At 50.6% G+C, this 17,298-nt stretch carries 13 protein-coding genes, 2 tRNA genes and 1 pseudogene; 9 read left to right on the top strand and 7 right to left on the bottom strand.

Annotated elements, in window-relative coordinates; all coding sequences use genetic code 11:
- The first annotated feature begins 246 nt into the window (after positions 1 to 246).
- From gltB to asnB, 7 genes are all read left to right on the top strand, one after another.
- Positions 247 to 4,773, top strand: coding sequence for a glutamate synthase large subunit (gene gltB / locus BMX22_RS05265; RefSeq protein WP_074741355.1), 4,527 nt, complete (start codon positions 247 to 249; stop codon positions 4,771 to 4,773).
- A gap of 3 nt (positions 4,774 to 4,776) precedes the next feature.
- Entirely contained in the window at positions 4,777 to 6,264 is a 1,488-nt protein-coding gene (locus BMX22_RS05260) for a glutamate synthase subunit beta (protein ID WP_074741307.1), read from the top strand.
- 11 nt (positions 6,265 to 6,275) lie between these two features.
- The gene (locus BMX22_RS05255) at positions 6,276 to 7,553 is read left to right on the top strand and encodes a glutamine synthetase family protein (RefSeq protein WP_074741305.1); all 1,278 of its coding nucleotides are present in this window, start codon (positions 6,276 to 6,278) and stop codon (positions 7,551 to 7,553) included.
- 12 nt (positions 7,554 to 7,565) lie between these two features.
- Positions 7,566 to 8,147 carry an ANTAR domain-containing response regulator gene (locus BMX22_RS05250; RefSeq protein WP_074741303.1) on the top strand — a complete coding sequence of 194 codons (582 nt, stop codon included), beginning with the start codon at positions 7,566 to 7,568 and terminating at the stop codon, positions 8,145 to 8,147.
- Between the two features lie 11 nt (positions 8,148 to 8,158).
- A complete protein-coding gene (gene purF, locus BMX22_RS05245) occupies positions 8,159 to 9,580 on the top strand; it encodes an amidophosphoribosyltransferase (protein ID WP_074741301.1) in 1,422 nt (473 codons plus the stop codon).
- 4 nt (positions 9,581 to 9,584) lie between these two features.
- Positions 9,585 to 10,049, top strand: coding sequence for a GNAT family N-acetyltransferase (locus tag BMX22_RS05240; protein ID WP_074741299.1), 465 nt, complete (start codon positions 9,585 to 9,587; stop codon positions 10,047 to 10,049).
- Positions 10,050 to 10,122: 73 nt separating this feature from the next.
- Positions 10,123 to 11,700 carry an asparagine synthase B gene (asnB, locus tag BMX22_RS05235; protein WP_074741297.1) on the top strand — a complete coding sequence of 526 codons (1,578 nt, stop codon included), beginning with the start codon at positions 10,123 to 10,125 and terminating at the stop codon, positions 11,698 to 11,700.
- A 138-nt stretch (positions 11,701 to 11,838) separates the two neighbouring features.
- On the opposite strand, the gene BMX22_RS05230 is transcribed toward asnB, so the two are convergent.
- From BMX22_RS05230 to BMX22_RS05215, 4 genes and pseudogenes are all read right to left on the bottom strand, one after another.
- On the bottom strand, positions 11,839 to 12,048 hold the full coding sequence (locus tag BMX22_RS05230) for a hypothetical protein (RefSeq protein ID WP_074741295.1): 210 nt from the start codon (positions 12,046 to 12,048) through the stop codon (positions 11,839 to 11,841).
- A 28-nt stretch (positions 12,049 to 12,076) separates the two neighbouring features.
- Positions 12,077 to 12,316: a hypothetical protein gene (locus tag BMX22_RS05225; protein WP_318259682.1), complete on the bottom strand. Its 240-nt coding sequence runs from the start codon at positions 12,314 to 12,316 to the stop codon at positions 12,077 to 12,079.
- A 15-nt stretch (positions 12,317 to 12,331) separates the two neighbouring features.
- Positions 12,332 to 12,616 carry a hypothetical protein gene (locus BMX22_RS05220; protein WP_177172971.1) on the bottom strand — a complete coding sequence of 95 codons (285 nt, stop codon included), beginning with the start codon at positions 12,614 to 12,616 and terminating at the stop codon, positions 12,332 to 12,334.
- Positions 12,617 to 12,772: 156 nt separating this feature from the next.
- Positions 12,773 to 13,096, bottom strand: a pseudogene (locus BMX22_RS05215) (HesA/MoeB/ThiF family protein); the annotation flags it as partial.
- Positions 13,097 to 13,180: 84 nt separating this feature from the next.
- Between BMX22_RS05215 and BMX22_RS05210 the strand changes: the two are divergent.
- Positions 13,181 to 13,492, top strand: a complete 312-nt coding sequence (locus BMX22_RS05210) for an ATP-binding domain-containing protein (protein WP_177172970.1) — start codon at positions 13,181 to 13,183, stop codon at positions 13,490 to 13,492.
- Positions 13,493 to 13,635: 143 nt separating this feature from the next.
- On the opposite strand, the gene BMX22_RS05205 is transcribed toward BMX22_RS05210, so the two are convergent.
- Positions 13,636 to 13,720: transfer RNA gene (locus BMX22_RS05205), tRNA-Leu, on the bottom strand.
- Positions 13,721 to 13,919: 199 nt separating this feature from the next.
- Positions 13,920 to 14,438, bottom strand: coding sequence for a hypothetical protein (locus BMX22_RS05200; RefSeq protein ID WP_074741291.1), 519 nt, complete (start codon positions 14,436 to 14,438; stop codon positions 13,920 to 13,922).
- Between the two features lie 233 nt (positions 14,439 to 14,671).
- On the opposite strand from BMX22_RS05200, the gene BMX22_RS05195 reads away from it, so the two are divergent.
- Positions 14,672 to 14,746 (top strand) — tRNA-Gly (locus BMX22_RS05195).
- 205 nt (positions 14,747 to 14,951) lie between these two features.
- Here the strand turns inward: BMX22_RS05195 and BMX22_RS05190 are convergent.
- The gene (locus tag BMX22_RS05190) at positions 14,952 to 17,297 is read right to left on the bottom strand and encodes an ABC transporter permease (RefSeq protein WP_074741289.1); all 2,346 of its coding nucleotides are present in this window, start codon (positions 17,295 to 17,297) and stop codon (positions 14,952 to 14,954) included.
- Position 17,298: the final 1 nt, after the last annotated feature.

Here is a 17,298-nt window from a genome sequence, read left to right as displayed (position 1 = left end):
GTTTGTCAATAGCTTTTTTGAAATTTGACGTATCGCATATTTTCTCCACATTGTTAGCGTAAAATAACTGTTAAATTTCAACGAAACCGCTAAAAATCCCTGTTTACCTATTGACATTTCCGCTTTAACGTGCTAAGATTAATTAGAAACAAGGACGTTTACGCAGACTATCTGTCTGCGCGGACGTCCTTTTTATTTTGTGATACGAATCAACGGCGCTTCGTATCGGAAAGGCAAGTGAAGGATATGGACAATTTCAGAGGTGAAGCTCCATACGAGCAGCAGGGTCTCTACGACCCGAGATTTGAGCATGATAACTGCGGCATAGGCGCAGTAGTGAACATCAAGGGCGAGCCGTCGCGCTACGTCGTAGACAGCGCCCTTACTATAGTAGAGAAGCTCGAGCACCGCGCGGGCAAGGACGCCGAGGGCAAGACAGGCGACGGCGTCGGCATACTCGTGCAGATGCCCTACAGCTTCTTTATAAGTAAAGCGAAGGAGCTCGGCTATGACATTGGCGGCAAGGGCGACTTCGGCGTGGGAATGTTCTTCTTCCCGCAGAACGAAATGAAGCGCGGTCAGGCGATGAAGCTGTTCGAGCTCATTATAAAGAAGAACGGCATGGACTTCGTCTGCTGGAGAGAAGTGCCCGTATCCTCGGATATCCTCGGACACAAGGCGCTGAGCAGTATGCCCCACATCATGCAGGCGTTCGTGAGACGTCCCGAGGGATGCGCTCAGGGACTCGACTTCGACCGCAGGCTCTTTATCGCAAGACGCGAGTTCGAGCACTCGAACGAGAACACATACGTCTGCTCGCTGTCGAGCCGTACTATCGTATATAAAGGTATGTTCCTCGTGGACGAGCTGAGGAAGTTCTACACCGACCTCCAGAGCAAGGACTTCACATCTGCTATCGCGACGGTGCATTCGCGCTTCTCGACGAACACGAATCCGAGCTGGCAGAAGGCTCACCCGAACCGCTTCATCGTCCACAACGGCGAGATAAACACGATAACTGGCAACGCCGACAAGATGCTTGCACGCGAGGAGAGCATGACCTGCGACGCGCTGAAGGCAGATATGTACAAGATACTCCCCGCGATAAACGCAAACGGCTCCGACTCCGCGCGCCTCGACAACGCGCTTGAATTCATGGTAATGTCGGGTATGCCGCTTCCGCTCGCGGTTATGATAACCATTCCCGAGCCTTGGAAGAACGACAAGACGATTTCCAAGTCCAAGTACGACCTCTACCAGTACTACGCAACGATGATGGAACCTTGGGACGGACCCGCCTCTATCATCTTCTCCGACGGCGAGGTCATGGGAGCAGTCCTCGACAGGAACGGACTTCGTCCGTCGCGCTACTGCGTGACCAGTGACGGCTTCCTGATACTCTCGTCCGAGACGGGCTGTATCGACATTCCCGCTGACAGGATAGTGAAAAAAGACCGTCTCCGCCCCGGAAAGATGCTTCTTGCGGACACAAAGCAGGGACGTATCATAGAGGACGACGAGATTAAGTCCATGTACGCCTCACGCCAGCCCTACGGCGAGTGGCTCGACGCGAACCTCGTCCGCCTGCACGACCTCCATATCCCGAACAAGGGCGTGCAGACCTACTCCAAGGAGGAGCTTGCAAAGCTGGAAAAGGCATTCGGCTACTCCTACGAGGACATCAGAACATCTATCCTGCCTATGGCAGAAAAAGGCGCAGAGCCTATTGCCTCCATGGGAAGCGACATACCGCTCCCGCCGCTCGACAAGCAGTCTCCTCCCCTCTTCAACTACTTCCGCCAACTCTTTGCGCAGGTAACTAACCCGCCCATGGACGCGATACGCGAGGAGATAGTCACCGACACGAGCGTATACATCGGCAAGGACGGCAATATCCTCGAGGAGCGCCCCGAGAACTGCCACGTCCTCAAGATAGAGAATCCCATACTCACCGAGACGGATATGCTCAAGATTAAGGCGCTCAACGAGGACGGACTGAAAAGCGCCGTTATCCCGATAACCTACTACATCGGCACATCGCTCGAAAAGGCGGTGGAGCGTCTGTTCATCGAGGCTGACAAGGCATACCGCGACGGCGCGTCGATACTCATACTCTCCGACCGCGGCGTAGACGAGTTCCACTGTCCGATACCGTCACTGCTTGCAGTAGCGGCGCTCCAGCAGCACCTTGTCTCCACGAAGAAGCGCACGGCTGTAGCGATGATACTTGAGTCCGCAGAGCCGCGCGAGGTACATCACTTCGCAGCTCTCCTCGGCTACGGAGCCTGCGCGGTCAATCCCTACCTCGCACACGAAGCTATACGCTCGCTCATCGAGGACGGCACGCTTGACAAGGACTTCTACGCAGCCGAGGACGACTACAACAGTGCAGTGCTCCACGGCATCGTCAAGATAGCCTCGAAAATGGGCATTTCCACGATACAGTCCTATCAGGGCAGCAAGCTGTTCGAGGCTGTCGGCATATCGCAGGAGCTCATCGACAGCTGCTTCGCGGGAACTGTCAGCCGTATCGGCGGCATAGGACTTGCCGAGATAAGCAAGCGCACGGAGAAGCTCCACACTGCGGCATTCGACCCGCTCGGACTCGCAGTCAACTCCAACATCGGCAGCGCTGGCAGCCACAAGCTCCGCAGCGGCAAGAGCGAGCACCTCTACACACCCGAGACGATACACCTCCTCCAGCAGGCGGCATGGACGGGCAGCTACGAGACATTCAAGGCTTACTCAGCCGCTATCACACGCGAGGACAACGAGCTCACGCTCCGCAGCCTGCTCGACTTCAATTTTCCCGAGGACGGCGGCATATCCATTGATGAGGTCGAGCCCGTCGAGGAGATATGCAAGCGCTTCAAGACAGGCGCGATGTCCTACGGCTCTATCTCGCAGGAGGCTCACGAATGTATGGCAGTCGCGATGAACAGCATCGGCGGCAAGTCCAACAGTGGTGAGGGCGGCGAGAGCCCCGAGCGCCTCAAATCCGACCGCTGCTCGGCGATAAAGCAGGTGGCTTCGGGACGCTTCGGCGTTACATCGGAATACCTCGTCTCCGCGCAGGAGATACAGATAAAAATGGCTCAGGGCGCAAAGCCAGGCGAGGGCGGTCATCTTCCCTCGGGCAAGGTCTATCCGTGGATAGCCAAGACCCGCCATTCTACGGCAGGCGTGGGACTTATCTCGCCTCCGCCTCACCATGACATCTACTCTATCGAGGACCTCGCACAGCTCATCTACGACCTCAAAAATGCCAACGACAAGGCTCGCATCTCGGTCAAGCTCGTATCCGAGGCTGGCGTAGGCACAGTCGCAGCGGGCGTAGCAAAGGCAGGCGCGCAGGTAATACTCATCTCGGGCTACGACGGCGGCACTGGTGCTGCTCCCAAGAGCTCGATATACAACGCGGGACTTCCGTGGGAGCTCGGACTCGCCGAGGCACATCAGACGCTCATGCTCAACGGACTTCGCTCACGCGTCCGCATAGAGACAGACGGCAAGCTGATGACAGGACGCGACGTGCTCGTAGCGGCTCTGCTCGGAGCTGAGGAATTCGGCTTTGCAACGGCTCCGCTGGTAACAATGGGCTGCGTGATGATGAGGGTCTGCAATCTCGATACCTGTCCTATGGGCATCGCGACGCAGAATCCAGAGCTCCGCAAGCGTTTCCGCGGCAAGCCCGAGTACATCGTGAACTTCATGCACTTCATCGCGCAGGAGCTCCGCGAGTACATGGCAAAGCTCGGCATACGCACGGTAGACGAGCTCGTCGGACGCAGTGACCTGCTGAAAACGAAGAGAGAAACGGAAATCGACTTCACGAATATCCTCTCGCACAGCGAGGCAGGCGGTAAGCAGCACTTCGACCCTGCGGATATTTATGATTTTGAGCTTGACAAGACCATAGACCGCCGTGTTATAATAAAGAAGCTGGGAAGTGCGCTCAAGAGCGGTACTCCCAAGACTATATCCATAGATGTTGTCAACACCGACCGCTCCGTCGGCACACTGACGGGCGCGGAGATAACACGTATCCACGGCGAGAACGTTCTCGCTGACAACACCTACACTGTTAAGTGTACGGGCAGCGGCGGACAGAGCTTCGGCGCGTTCATACCGAAGGGACTGACACTCGAGCTCGTCGGCGACAGCAACGACTACTTCGGCAAGGGACTTTCGGGCGGCAGACTTGTTCTGAGCCCGCCCAAGAACTCGGCATTCAAGGCTGACGAGAACATCATCGTCGGCAACGTAGCGCTCTATGGTGCGACCTCGGGCAAGGCGTTCATCAGCGGCATCGCAGGCGAGCGCTTCTGCGTGAGAAATTCGGGCGCATCTGCTGTCTGTGAGGGCGTGGGAGACCACGGCTGCGAGTACATGACAGGCGGACGCGTGGTAGTGCTCGGACGCACGGGAAAGAACTTCGCGGCTGGAATGTCGGGCGGCATAGCCTATGTTCTCGACGAGGAGCACGACCTCTACACGCGTCTGAACAAGGCTCTCGTATCGCTCGAGACAATAACGCGCGAGGTAGACATCGCAGAGCTGAAGGCTCTCATCACGGAGCACGCGGAGGCTACGGGCTCGGAGAAGGCAAAGGCAATACTTGCTGACTTCGACAGCTTCCTCCCCTGCTTCAAGAAGGTCATCCCGCACGACTACGCAAAGATACAGACCACGGTCAGGGAGCTCGAGATGTCGGGCGTATCACACGAACAGGCTGAAATCGAAGCCTTTGAGCTTATCAGAAAGGAGGCGTGAGCCATGGGAAAGGCAACAGGATTTCTTGAATTCACACGTACAGAGGCGACTGCAAAGGAGCCGACCGAACGCATAAAGGACTTCAACGAGTTCCACGTACCGCTCTCCGAGGAGCAGCGCCGCGAGCAGGCTTCACGCTGTATGGACTGCGGAGTCCCGTTCTGTCAGAATGGCAAGATGCTCTGCGGAATGGTGTCGGGCTGCCCGCTGAACAACCTCATCCCCGAGTGGAACGACCTCATCTACCACGGACAGAAGGAGCAGGCGCTTAGCCGTCTGCTGATGACGAACAACTTCCCCGAGTTCACGTCGAGGGTCTGCCCCGCGCTGTGTGAGAAGGCTTGCATATGCGGAGTATACGACAGCCCCGTCACGGTCAAGGAGAACGAGAATTCGATAATCGAGTACGGCTTTGAGAGCGGACTTATCACACCTCAGCCGCCCGCTGTCCGCAGCGGAAAGCGTGTCGCAGTCATCGGCTCGGGTCCGTCGGGACTTGCCGCCGCAGATACGCTCAACAGGCGCGGACACAGCGTGACGGTATACGAGCGCTCCGACCGTGTGGGCGGACTGCTGATGTACGGTATCCCGAATATGAAGCTCGAGAAGCACATCATCGAGCGCCGCGCAGAGCTCATGAGAGCAGAGGGCGTGGAGTTCGTGACGAATGCAAATGTCGGACAGGACGTCTCAGCGGACGAGATAATGAGCGGCTACGATGCGGTAGTACTCGCGTGCGGCTCATCGAACCCGCGCGATATCAAGGCTGAGGGACGCGACGCCGAGGGCATTTACTTCGCGGTAGACTTCCTCAAGGCTACGACAAAGAGCCTGCTCGACTCCGACCTCGCGGACGGCAAGTACATCTCCGCTGAGGGCAAGAACGTCGTTATCATCGGCGGCGGAGACACGGGCAACGACTGCGTGGGCACGTCGGTACGCCACGGCTGCAAGTCCGTGACGCAGCTCGAGATGATGCCGAAGCTCCCCGACGAGAGAGCCGCGAGCAACCCGTTCCCGCAGTACCCGAGAGTCTGCAAGACCGACTACGGTCAGGAGGAGGCAATCGCGGTATTCGGTCACGACCCGCGCATCTACTGCACGACCGTGAAGGAGTTCATCAAGGACGAGAAGGGCGCGCTTTCGGCGGTCAAGACGGTGAAGCTCGAATTTGTCAGGGACGAGGCTTCGGGCAGGAACGTTCCCAAGGAGATAGCGGGCAGCGAGGAAGTGCTCCCGTGCGAGCTCTGCCTCATCGCGGCGGGCTTCCTCGGATGTCAGAGCTACGTTGCCGAGGCATTCGGAGTTGAGCTCAATCCGCGCACGAACGTGAAAACGGCGGAGAACAGCCACGCAACGGGCGTTGAAAGGGTGTTCACGGCAGGAGATATGCACATCGGACAGTCGCTCGTGGTACGTGCGATACGCGAGGGACGCGACGCAGCAGCAGAGGTTGACGAATATCTGATGGGTTACACGAATCTAAAATAACGGAGGCTAAAATGGTTTATTCGGAAAATGAGATATTGCAGTATATCGAGGAAAACGATGTCAAGTTCGTCAAGCTGACGTTCTGCGACCTGCACGGCAGACTGAAAAACATATCCATACTCTCATCGGAGCTCGCCGTGACCTTTGAGCGAGGCGTCCGAATCGCTGCGAAGAAGATATCGGGCTTTGAGGCTGCAAACGGCAGAGACCTCTACCTTTTCCCCGACGCACAGACGATGACCGTCCTGCCGTGGAGACCTCAGCAGGGCAGGGTGATAAGAATGTTCTGCTACATTCGCTATGCGGACGGTACTCCGTTTGAGGGCGACGGAAGATACTTCCTCAAAAAGGCAATGAAAGCGTCAGTTTCAGCGGGTTACTGCTTCCGCTTCGGGACTTCCTGCGAGTTCACTCTTTTTAAGAATGACGAGAGCGGTACACCTACCAAAATTCCGCATGACCATGCCGGATACTGTGATACTGCCCCCGATGACAAGGGTGAGAATATCCGCCGTGACGTATGCCTTACCCTTGAACAAATGGGTATACACCCAGTATCATCGCGTCACGAAAGCGGCTGCGGACAGCATGAGATAGACTTCAATGCTTCATCTGCGCTTAAAGCTGCGGACACATTTCTCAGCTTTAAGTCTGCGGTAAAATCAGTTGCGGAAACTCACGGAGTACACGCGAGCTTTATGCCGAAGCCGCTCAGAAATGACTGCGGAAACGGTATGCATATCAGCTTCAATATTTTCCACGACAGCGATTTCCTTGAAGAAAAAAACTCCGCTGCTTTTGATGAACTCAAAAGTGCAGCAGCAGGTATAATGGAGCGTATCCGCGAATTCACCATGTTTATGAATTCTACGGTGAATTCCTTTGAAAGACTCGGCGAATTCACTGCTCCGAGGGATATATTATGGGCGGCTGACGAGGGTTCACAGCTTATCAGAATGAACCCCGAAAGCGACGAGTATCCTGCAGAGCTGAGAGCGGCTGACTGCGTGTGCAATCCTTATTTCGCATTCGGACTTATGGTATACGCTGCACTTGAAGGTATTGCTGAAAAATCTCAGCTTCATGCGGAAAATGAGAGCGTCGGCAGACTTCCGTTATCGCTTGAAGAGGCGGCAGACTGTGCAGAAGATTCGGACTTTGTTAAAAAGTATATTCCGGCTAATATACTCAATGCATTTATTTCTCACAGCAGAAAAGAGTGGAAGGAGTATTCTTCTGCATACGACAAGGAAGCATTTGAGGAAAAAACATATTTTTACAGTTTATAACGGAGGTCGGCTTTGGAAAAGGTACTTGTAATATCAAGCAATAAAAGCGCCTCTGAAGCTCTCGTTAATTTCATCCGCGATTCATTCAGGTGTACTCCTAAGCTTGTTGAATCAGCTTATCAGGCTAAGACCTATCTCGATGCAGAGCCGTCGGTTGAGCTTGCTGTCATCAACTCTCCGCTTATGGACGAATCAGGTTTTGCTCTTGCAGAGTATATCATCGAAAAAACTGCCGCAAACTGTATCTTTATGATAAAGGAAGAGAGCATCGAAAAGATTAGTGACCGCGCGGAAAAGTGTGGTATCATCATCGTCGGTAAGCCTTTCAGCAGAACTCTTCTCTATCAGCTTGTAAAAACACTCGACATTGCTATAACACGTTCAATGGCGCTATACAGTAAGAATCTGCAGCTTGAAGAGAAAATACGTGAGATACAGACCATCGACAAGGCAAAGTTTATGCTTATGGAGTACAGGAAGATGACAGAAGCGGAGGCTCACGCTTATGTTGAGCAGTACGCGATGAACAAGCGGAAAAAGAAAAGTATTGCGGCTCTTGAACTCATAGATAAGTTGAATGAGCAGTATCTTTAAGAGGTGTGAAAATGTTTGATTCCATACACGAGGAATGCGGAGTTTTCGGTATATACGAAAACGGCTGTGCAAACCCTGCTTCCTCAGCATATTTCGGACTCTATGCGCTCCAGCACCGTGGGCAGGAAAGCTGTGGGATTGCGGTGTGCGACGACGGAGTTTTCAGGCATAAAAGGGCTGACGGACTGGTTTCAGAGGTGTTCAGCCGTAAGGAACTTGACAAACTCGGCAAAGGCAATATGGCAGTTGGACACGTCCGCTATTCCACGACTGGCGGACATAATCCAAACAATATACAACCACTCGTTATCCGACATATCAAGGGTAATATGGCACTTGTTCACAATGGAAATCTCGTCAATGCGGCAGAACTCAGACGCTCGTTTGAGATGTCCGGAGCGATATTTCACGGCACTTCAGACACGGAGGCTATTGCTTATGAGATAGTGCGTGAACGTCTCAAATGCCACTCGACTGAGGAAGCTGTAGAGCGTACTATGCCGCGGCTGAGGGGAGCGTATTCCTGCATACTTATGACCGCAACAAAGCTCATTGCCTTCCGTGACCCTGATGGTTTCCGTCCGCTTTGTCTCGGAAAGACACATGACGGAGCGTATGTTGCGGCTTCAGAGTCATGTGCACTTGAGACCGTCGGAGCCGAGTTTGTCCGTGATATCGAGGCAGGGGAGATAGTTGTTATCAGCAGTGAAGGCGTGAAGTCTATCCGTACTAACTGCGGAAAAAGGCAGAACATATGCATTTTTGAGTACATATACTTTGCGCGTCCGGATTCGGTCATTGAAGGTGTATCAGTCCACCACGCAAGGCTGAAAGCCGGTGAACTTCTTGCAAAGCACAGTCCGGTTGAAGCGGACATAGTTATCGGAGTCCCCGATTCGGGACTTGATGCTGCACTTGGTTATGCTAACGAAAGCGGTATCCCTTACGGTATCGGCTTTATCAAGAACAAGTATATCGGCAGAAGCTTCATTCAGCCGCATCAGTCACAGCGTGAAAATGCCGTGAAGATTAAGCTTAACGCAGTACGTGAGACAGTTGCAGGGAAGCGCGTTGTTATGATAGACGATTCGATAGTACGCGGTACTACCAGTGCGAGAATAGTGAAACTCCTGCGTGACGCAGGGGCGAAAGAGGTTCATGTGCGTATATCATCTCCGCCGTTTCTGCACTCATGCTATTTCGGTACAGATATAGACTCGGAGGAGAATCTTATCGCAGGCAAGTGCCGTTCGACTGAGGAGATTGCTGAATATATCGGTGCAGATTCGCTTGCATACCTGCCGGTTGATGCGCTTGGAAAACTCATTGACGGAAAGTGCGGCTACTGCTGCGGCTGTTTTACCGGCAATTATCCTGTTGACATTACAGGTGCAGGCAGCAAAAATAAATTCGACGAGAAGATACACGGGTGAGAGCATGGACGGGATACTGTATAAATGGACTGTACCTGATGATGAGGACTTTCGCCGCTTCTATTTTATAACTGAGGACTATTATGACAGTCTCGTCGGCGGAAAAGGCAATCGCGCCGGATTTGTACCTTACAATTTATCAGAGACCATTCAGGATGTGCTTATTGCATACATAAATGATGAAGCAGTCGCTTGTGCAGGGCTTAAAAAATACAATGACAGCGACGCAGAGATAAAGCGCGTCTGGGTCGAGCCTGCATACCGAGGAAAGCATATCGCTTCAGCAATGATGGATATGATAGAGGGGAGAGCCCGTGATAATGGCTTTCGCAGAACTATTCTCCAGACAAGAGAAAAGATGACTGCTGCTGTCGGGCTCTACATCAGCCGCGGCTACTGTCATATAGATAATTACCCGCCCTATGACGAGCTTGAAGGGGCGGTTTGCCTTGCAAAGGATCTTTACTGAGCTCTGTTAATAAACGCCGCACATCAATGGCGATGTGCAGGCTGACATCATCAAGCATTCGGAGGAATAGAAAATGTGTACGATAATGGGATACTGCGGCAAAGGCGGCGGTATGCAGAAGGTTTCGGAAGGGCTTACAGCTACAGTGTCAAGGGGTCCGGACGACGAGAGAATAATCGACCTCAAAGACGGTGTTCTGGGATTTCAGCGGCTTTCCATAATGGGTCTTACTCCTGAGGGAATGCAGCCATTTGAGCTTGACGGCAATTATGCCGTCTGCAACGGCGAGATATACGGATTCAGAAAGTTACGCGATGAACTTATTGCCAAAGGATACAGCTTCACAAGTGACAGCGACTGCGAGGTGCTGCTGCCCATGTATAAGGAATACGGCACGGAAATGTTCTCCATGCTTGACGCGGAGTTTGCCTGTATCATATACGACCATGAACAGCACGAATTCATTGCTGCCCGTGACCCCATAGGTATCCGTCCGCTGTATTACGGCTATGATGGCGATACGATAGTCTTTGCAAGTGAAGCAAAGAACCTCGTGAAGATATGCAAAAAAATAATGCCATTCCCGCCCGGACATTTCTGCAAGGACGGAGAATTCCATTGTTACTGCGATATTACGGCAGTGGATAATGTCATTCACGACGATATTGATACAGTATGCGAAAACATTCACGATAAGCTTGTGGAAGGAGTAAAAAAGCGACTTGACGCAGACGCGAAGGTGGGTTTCCTGCTGTCGGGAGGACTTGATTCGTCTCTTGTATGTGCAATTGCTCAGCGTGAAACGGATAAGCCTATACGTACATTCGCTATCGGCATGAATACCGACGCTATTGACCTCAAATACGCAAAGCAGGTGGCAGACTATATCGGCAGTGACCACACTGAGGTCATTATCACAAGGGACGACGTTATTGATTCACTGGAAGATGTTATACATCTGCTTGGAACGTATGATATAACTACTATCCGCGCAAGTATGGGAATGTATCTGCTCTGCAAGGCTATCCACAGTCAGACTGATATCCGCGTGCTTCTTACGGGCGAGATATCCGATGAGCTTTTTGGTTACAAGTATACTGATTTTGCTCCATCGGCGGAAGCTTTTCAGGAAGAGTCTGTAAAGCGTGTACGGGAACTTCATATGTATGATGTACTCCGTGCGGACAGATGTATCTCCGTAAATTCCCTTGAAGCAAGAGTACCTTTCGGTGACCTTGACTTTGTGAAATATGTGCTGGCAGTTGACCCTGAAATGAAGCTGAATAAGTATAATAAGGGAAAATATCTCCTTCGTCACGCATTTGAGGGAGACTATCTGCCTCACGATATACTCTATCGTGAAAAGGCGGCTTTCTCTGACGCTGTCGGACATTCAATGGTGGATTATCTCAAAGAATATGCCAATAATTATTATTCAGATGAGGAATATGAACTGCTCAGTACAAAGTATTCACACGCAAAGCCGTTCACGAAAGAATCTCTGCTGTACCGTGAGATATTCGAGAAGTATTACCACGGCAACAGCGAAATGGTGGCAGATTTCTGGATGCCAAACAAGGAATGGGAGGGTTGCAACGTAAATGACCCGTCCGCACGTGTGCTCTCAAATTATGGAGAGAGCGGAACATGAAAAACATATAGGACAAGCTTTAACATAAAAACAAGTTGTTGTAGTAATTGATTTAATGTACAATTCAATGTGAGACTTTTTATTATGCTTTATACTGCATATCACTGATATTGTCCAATCTCAATAAACTATTATCAGTTATAATTCAGAATAATATCTAACGAATTCGTCAATACAATCAGCTTTAGACATAGGTGCTGACTGCCATACAAGCTCACCCTCGCATTCAAGGCTGAGGAAATAGCCGTCGCACTGATTCCAGCCGTATAAAAGATAGTTTCTTCCGTTATGAGAAAAGCTCAGTTCATCGTCCGAAATAACAGCTTTTCTAAGCTCATCTATGCTCATAGTCACGATCCGCAGCCCCTTATTTGCCTCATATATACATTGCGTCCATAGCCGTGATGTACTCTAAAGTCGGCACAAAAGTACCCTTGTGACGGCTTCCGCGATAGACCTCATGCCCGTGCTTGTATGCAATGACCTGTGCCATTGGAAATGGTACCCAAATTCCGCCATCAAGCGGCTTTGTGGAGAATATAATACCGTTTTCAATTCTCTTGAAGAAAAGGGTATTTTTCAGATTCTTATGAACGTAGCGCATATCGCCTTTCATTTAGCAGCGTATTGCTCAATGTAGTTTATCAAGGGAATAACAGCAGTCAAAAGAGAGGATATCTCCCGTCTGTGTATCCTTTGCAGATGTTATATTTCCGTCAGTGTCCCTGCCTGATTCTATGAAGTTGAATTGCTTGATAAATCTTTCAGCAGCTTCAATTGAAACAGCCTCGTCAACAGGCTGTCCGCTGAGGTTTACTACAGGCATTTCGATCTCGACTCCAATATAGTCGGGACGATTTATTTTTGTCGGTGCAATATATTTGTCATAAATAGCTTGTCTGATCTCATCATTCATATATCTCACCTCGGATTATTTTGTGGGGTATGAGTATATTATAGCTACATAAAGCTACTTTGTCAATAAGTTTTGTAGGAATAAGATATTGACATATTCTTTAACTTGATATATAATCATATTATAACTATAAACTTACTATGACAACGAGCGGAGTCAATTCAGCGAGCAAGCCTGCTGTTCTTCGTCGAATAGTTCTTTTATTGCCGGAGAATCGCCGCATATGGGACAGAGGGAATTCCTTTTCGGGAGTTTTACTTTTCGCCACTCCATTTTCAGCCCATCGAATACGAGCATACTTCCTGTAAGCAGTTCACCCTGACCTGTGATGTATTTCACGGCTTCAAGAGCCTGCATTGTCCCGATTATACCTGCCATTGCACCTATTACTCCCGCTTCACGGCAGCTTGGTACAGCGTCTTTCGGAGGCGGAGCTTCAAATATACAGCGATAGCATGGGGATACATCTGGAACATAACTATTAATGAAATGATTGATAAGTATTCTGATGCATATGGAAATAGTATCGTTATTCTTACATGCTCGACCGTTGAAAACAGTTTGTTGTCATCATTTAGAGATGGAGAGTATTACCGATATAACGGAAAGAAGGTTCTCTTTACCACCTGCCGAAAATTCAAAGGACTTGAAAGTGATGTAGTAATACTGATAGACGTTACTCAAAAGTTTATGCTTGAACAAGAGTATAAGAATATAGTATATGTGGGTACATCAAGGGCACGATTTGAACTTTGTGTTGTTACATCATTGAGTGATAATGAAATCAGCGAAGTGCTTGCTACAGAGAATATAAAAAAAGCGAAGAATGCTGAAAAGGCACTTGCGACTCTTTTGAATACTAAACTATTGAAGTAAAGAGGATAAGCCGCAGGGAGACCTGCGGCTATTCTATTTGTCGGAATACACATGAAATACACGTTTTGTGTCTCATTACCTGGTACCAAGATAGGAATAGAAGAGAGCAAAAGAAAAAAGCCCGAATAATCGGACTTTTTGAATGGTGCACCTGACAGGAATCGAACCTGCACTCCTTTCAGAAATAGAACCTAAATCTATCGTGTCTGCCAATTTCACCACAGGTGCAATATTGAATTTTGTTGATTTTTCACAAAGGATTGATTGCCTTATAATTCCAATGACGTAGCGCGAACGAAATCTGACGTGTCTGCCAATTTCACCACACCCGCATACCAATACTAATTATACCTATTTGGCAGTGGTTTGTCAAGAGAAAAGCTGCGGACGATCATGACCGCAGCTTGTTATACTCATTTGAAGCCGCTTATTCGGCGTTGGGGGCATCTGCCTTCGGAGCCTCATCGGCCTGCTTTTCCTCGGCTTTTTCAGCGGGTGTCTCTTCTTTTTCGCTCTTGGGAGCTTCCTCCGCCTGCTTTGCCTCAGCCTCTTCCGCAGGAGTCTCTTTTGCCTTATCCTCCTTGGGAGTCTCCTCTGCCTTTTTCTCTTCTGCTTTCTTGTCGTCGGACTTCTTGCCTGTTGACTTCTTCTCGGCAGCTTCGATCTTCTTGAGCTCTTCCTCCTTTTCGGCGCGGTCGCCTGCGGACTCGATATAGAGCTCCTCATCTGCGAGACTTCCTACGAAGTTGAGCTGTTTAACGGGGATCCTCTTCAGAGGAGAGTAGATGAACTTGCTGCATGAATAATTTGCATCAACAAGACCTCTCTTCTCGCAGAGCACCTTGTTGCCGTCCTTTGCACGCTTGCCGAAACGGCAGTAATCGCACTTGGGTTCAATATGTTTATCGAAGTATTTACCGCTTTTAAAAATGGAGAAAAGATCCATAGTATCACCTCAAAAAATAAGTTTACAGTTTATTATAACATAAATACAAGGATTTGTCCAGTGCTTTTTTCAAATTCACACAAAAAATTATTATTTGGAGCAAATCTGCACTGTGGCAACTGTTTATTGTTTTAAGTTTTAACGCCGAGCTTTGTCGAACTTCGCCGACGACTCGGAGAAAAGTTTGCGGAACCCCTTGCATTCTGCGGGAAGGTGTGGTATAATATCAGTATGCAGATATAGTATAGCGGTTATTACTTCAGTTTCCCAAACTGAGGAGGCGGGTTCGACCCCCGTTATCTGCTCCAGCGCCGAGCGGGCGCACGCAGTTTCGCGGTTCAGTTTTTCTGAGCCGCGAATTTTTTTCCGCGTTCCATACCGTATCTAATTTGTAACACATATACAGCGCCGAGCGGGCGCACGCTGTTTTGCGGTTCGGTTTTTCTGAGCCGCGAATTTTTTTGTATCCCGAAAACAACAGCCGCAGAAAATCACTGCGGCTGTTTTGTATTATCAGTCTACGCTTCTTATCTGGTCTATGAGCGAGGTCTTCTGCATCCTTCTGAGCGGTATAACTGCTGCGAGCACTGCCACGATAAACGCGAAGCCCGAAGCTGCGAGAACGCGCCATATCGGCTCGCCGTAGCTTATGAGCATACCTTTGCTTTCGGGTGGCATGACTTCAACGGCTATGAGCATATTCTCGGTGAGGAAGATACCGAGCAGGCAGAGAACGATAGCTCCGACTGCTGCAAACAGGGTATACTGCAAGCCTTCGATGACTGCCATTTTATAGAGCTGTCCGCGCGTCATGCCGACACACTGCATGGAGGCGAGCTCGCCGCGGCGGTTGACAATTCCCGTAGATACGATGTTTATCATATTGACGATAGCGATGAGGGCGATAAGACCCGTGATGAATGAGGCGGCTATCCTGTAAGCTCCCGCTGAGGTGCGAAGCTTCTGCACCTCGCCGAACATATCCCAGAGCAGCTCTATTTCGTAATTCTGCTTGATGTATTTCAGCGCTTTCTCGTATACCTCGGGTGACTTTATATCGACATCGACCCATGTTCCCGTGTACCGATAGTTGCCGTAGAGTTTATATTCGCCTGCTTCGTACTGGTCTATCGACGCTATGAGCAGTTTTTGCCGATGCTCATCGTCACCGTACCAGCCGTCGTCGATGATGAACGGGTTTGCATGGTCAGGCTTGGGAGCCTTGCATGAAGCCGCTATCTTGAAGGTGTGATTTGACTGCTTACAGGTATCCTTTGTGGCTTTGACAAGGGCTGAATAGCTGCTGTGGAGCTCGACCTGTCCCTCCTCATCGTCTGAGTTTTCCTTATTTGCGGCATTTTTCCTTGCTTCTTTCAATGCCTCTAAGTCAGCTGCGAACGCCTCCTCATATTCCTTCTTTGCTTCTTCGGAGGCAATGAGCTCGTATACTTTCAGCTTAAGCTCCTTGAGACTGTCGTCGGGCTCGTCGGCACCTGTGATATAGAGGTAGCTGTTCGAGTCTCTCAGCTCCTCGTAGGTCACGGGAGCCTTGCCGAAGGTAGTGCTTTCAAACTCGTCCTTGCTGAGGTACAGGATCAAGTATGTTTGATTGCTGTCAAGAGATTTGGCATTATTGGTCACGCTGTAGTAATATTTGCTGAAATAGCCGCTCTTTTCGAGGTAGTCGACAGCCTTTTTATAGCCTGTCAGGTCGAAGCAGCTATAGTCGTTGTGCAGCTCGAGGTCGTGACCCATTTCGGAAAGAGGCTCCGTGAGAATATCGGTGGCAGCTTTCATAACGCTTCCCACTCCTGCGAACATCGCGAGCGAGAGAGTGAGCGAGAGGATAGTCACGATGAAGCGCTTTTTCTGACGGCGGGCATTGCGTGAGGTGAGCTTGCCTATCCAGCCGAAAAACAGCCCCATAAGGGTATGCCTGCGGACTTTCTTGACGGTGTTGCTTCTCGCAGAGATAGCCTCCACGGGTGACTTCTTGATAACGCGCATACCTGTACCGTAAGCGGAAAACAGCACCCACGCCAGACCCGTTATCGCCGCAATTACAAGCATTAAGGGGCTTATGTGGAAACGCACGATATCTCCCGCCTTGTCGGAGGTGAAGAACGCGTCAGCGAGACCGTTGCTGACAATGCGCCTGAAAGCGATATACGCACAGCCGATACCGAGCAGTAAGCCTATCGGTATACCCACCGAAGAGAGCATGAGTCCCTCGGCGGTCATGATGCGGACTATCTGCTTGGGGGTAGCTCCCACCGACTGCAAAACGCCGAACTGCCTCTCTCTCTCCTTAGAGGACACTTCAAAGGCGGTGTCGATGATGAGACGGAGCATCAGCGCTATTATCACGATAAACACATAGAAGATACACAGTGTCCGTACAAATGCGAACCGCGCGCCGTCGTCAACGAGGTCGTCGTTCATAAGCTGGGTGTTGGTGTCAACGTGTGCGGTTATCCATACGGGCACGTCCTCTAATTTAACGCCGAGCTTGTTTGTTGCGGCATCCTGAAGGTATCCGAGAGAGTCTTTCATGCTCTGCTTTTTGAACAGCACCTCGACGTCGTATGTGCCGTCACCGAGCTCGTTCTTGCCTATATTGTAGGACTCGACCTCGGGCAGCTTTTCGATGGCATCAGCCTGCTCGTAGGTGACGCCGATAAAGCTCATATGGTAGGGCTTGGCGTCGTAGTGGGCGTCGCGCAGACAGCCGAGCAGAGTCGCAAAGCCTGTGAACAGCATACTCATCAGCGTCACCGCGACGGCAATGCTGCATATAGTGAGCGCGGAGTGGCGCTTCTGCGTGGTGATGTATCTCCGCGCAAGCAGGAATTCAAACATA

The organism is Ruminococcus sp. YRD2003 (assembly GCA_900109435.1).
GTDB lineage: Bacteria > Bacillota > Clostridia > Oscillospirales > Ruminococcaceae > Ruminococcus > Ruminococcus flavefaciens_G.
The sequence above is the reverse complement of the archived record's forward strand: the minus strand, read 5'-3'. Positions and strand labels throughout refer to the sequence as shown.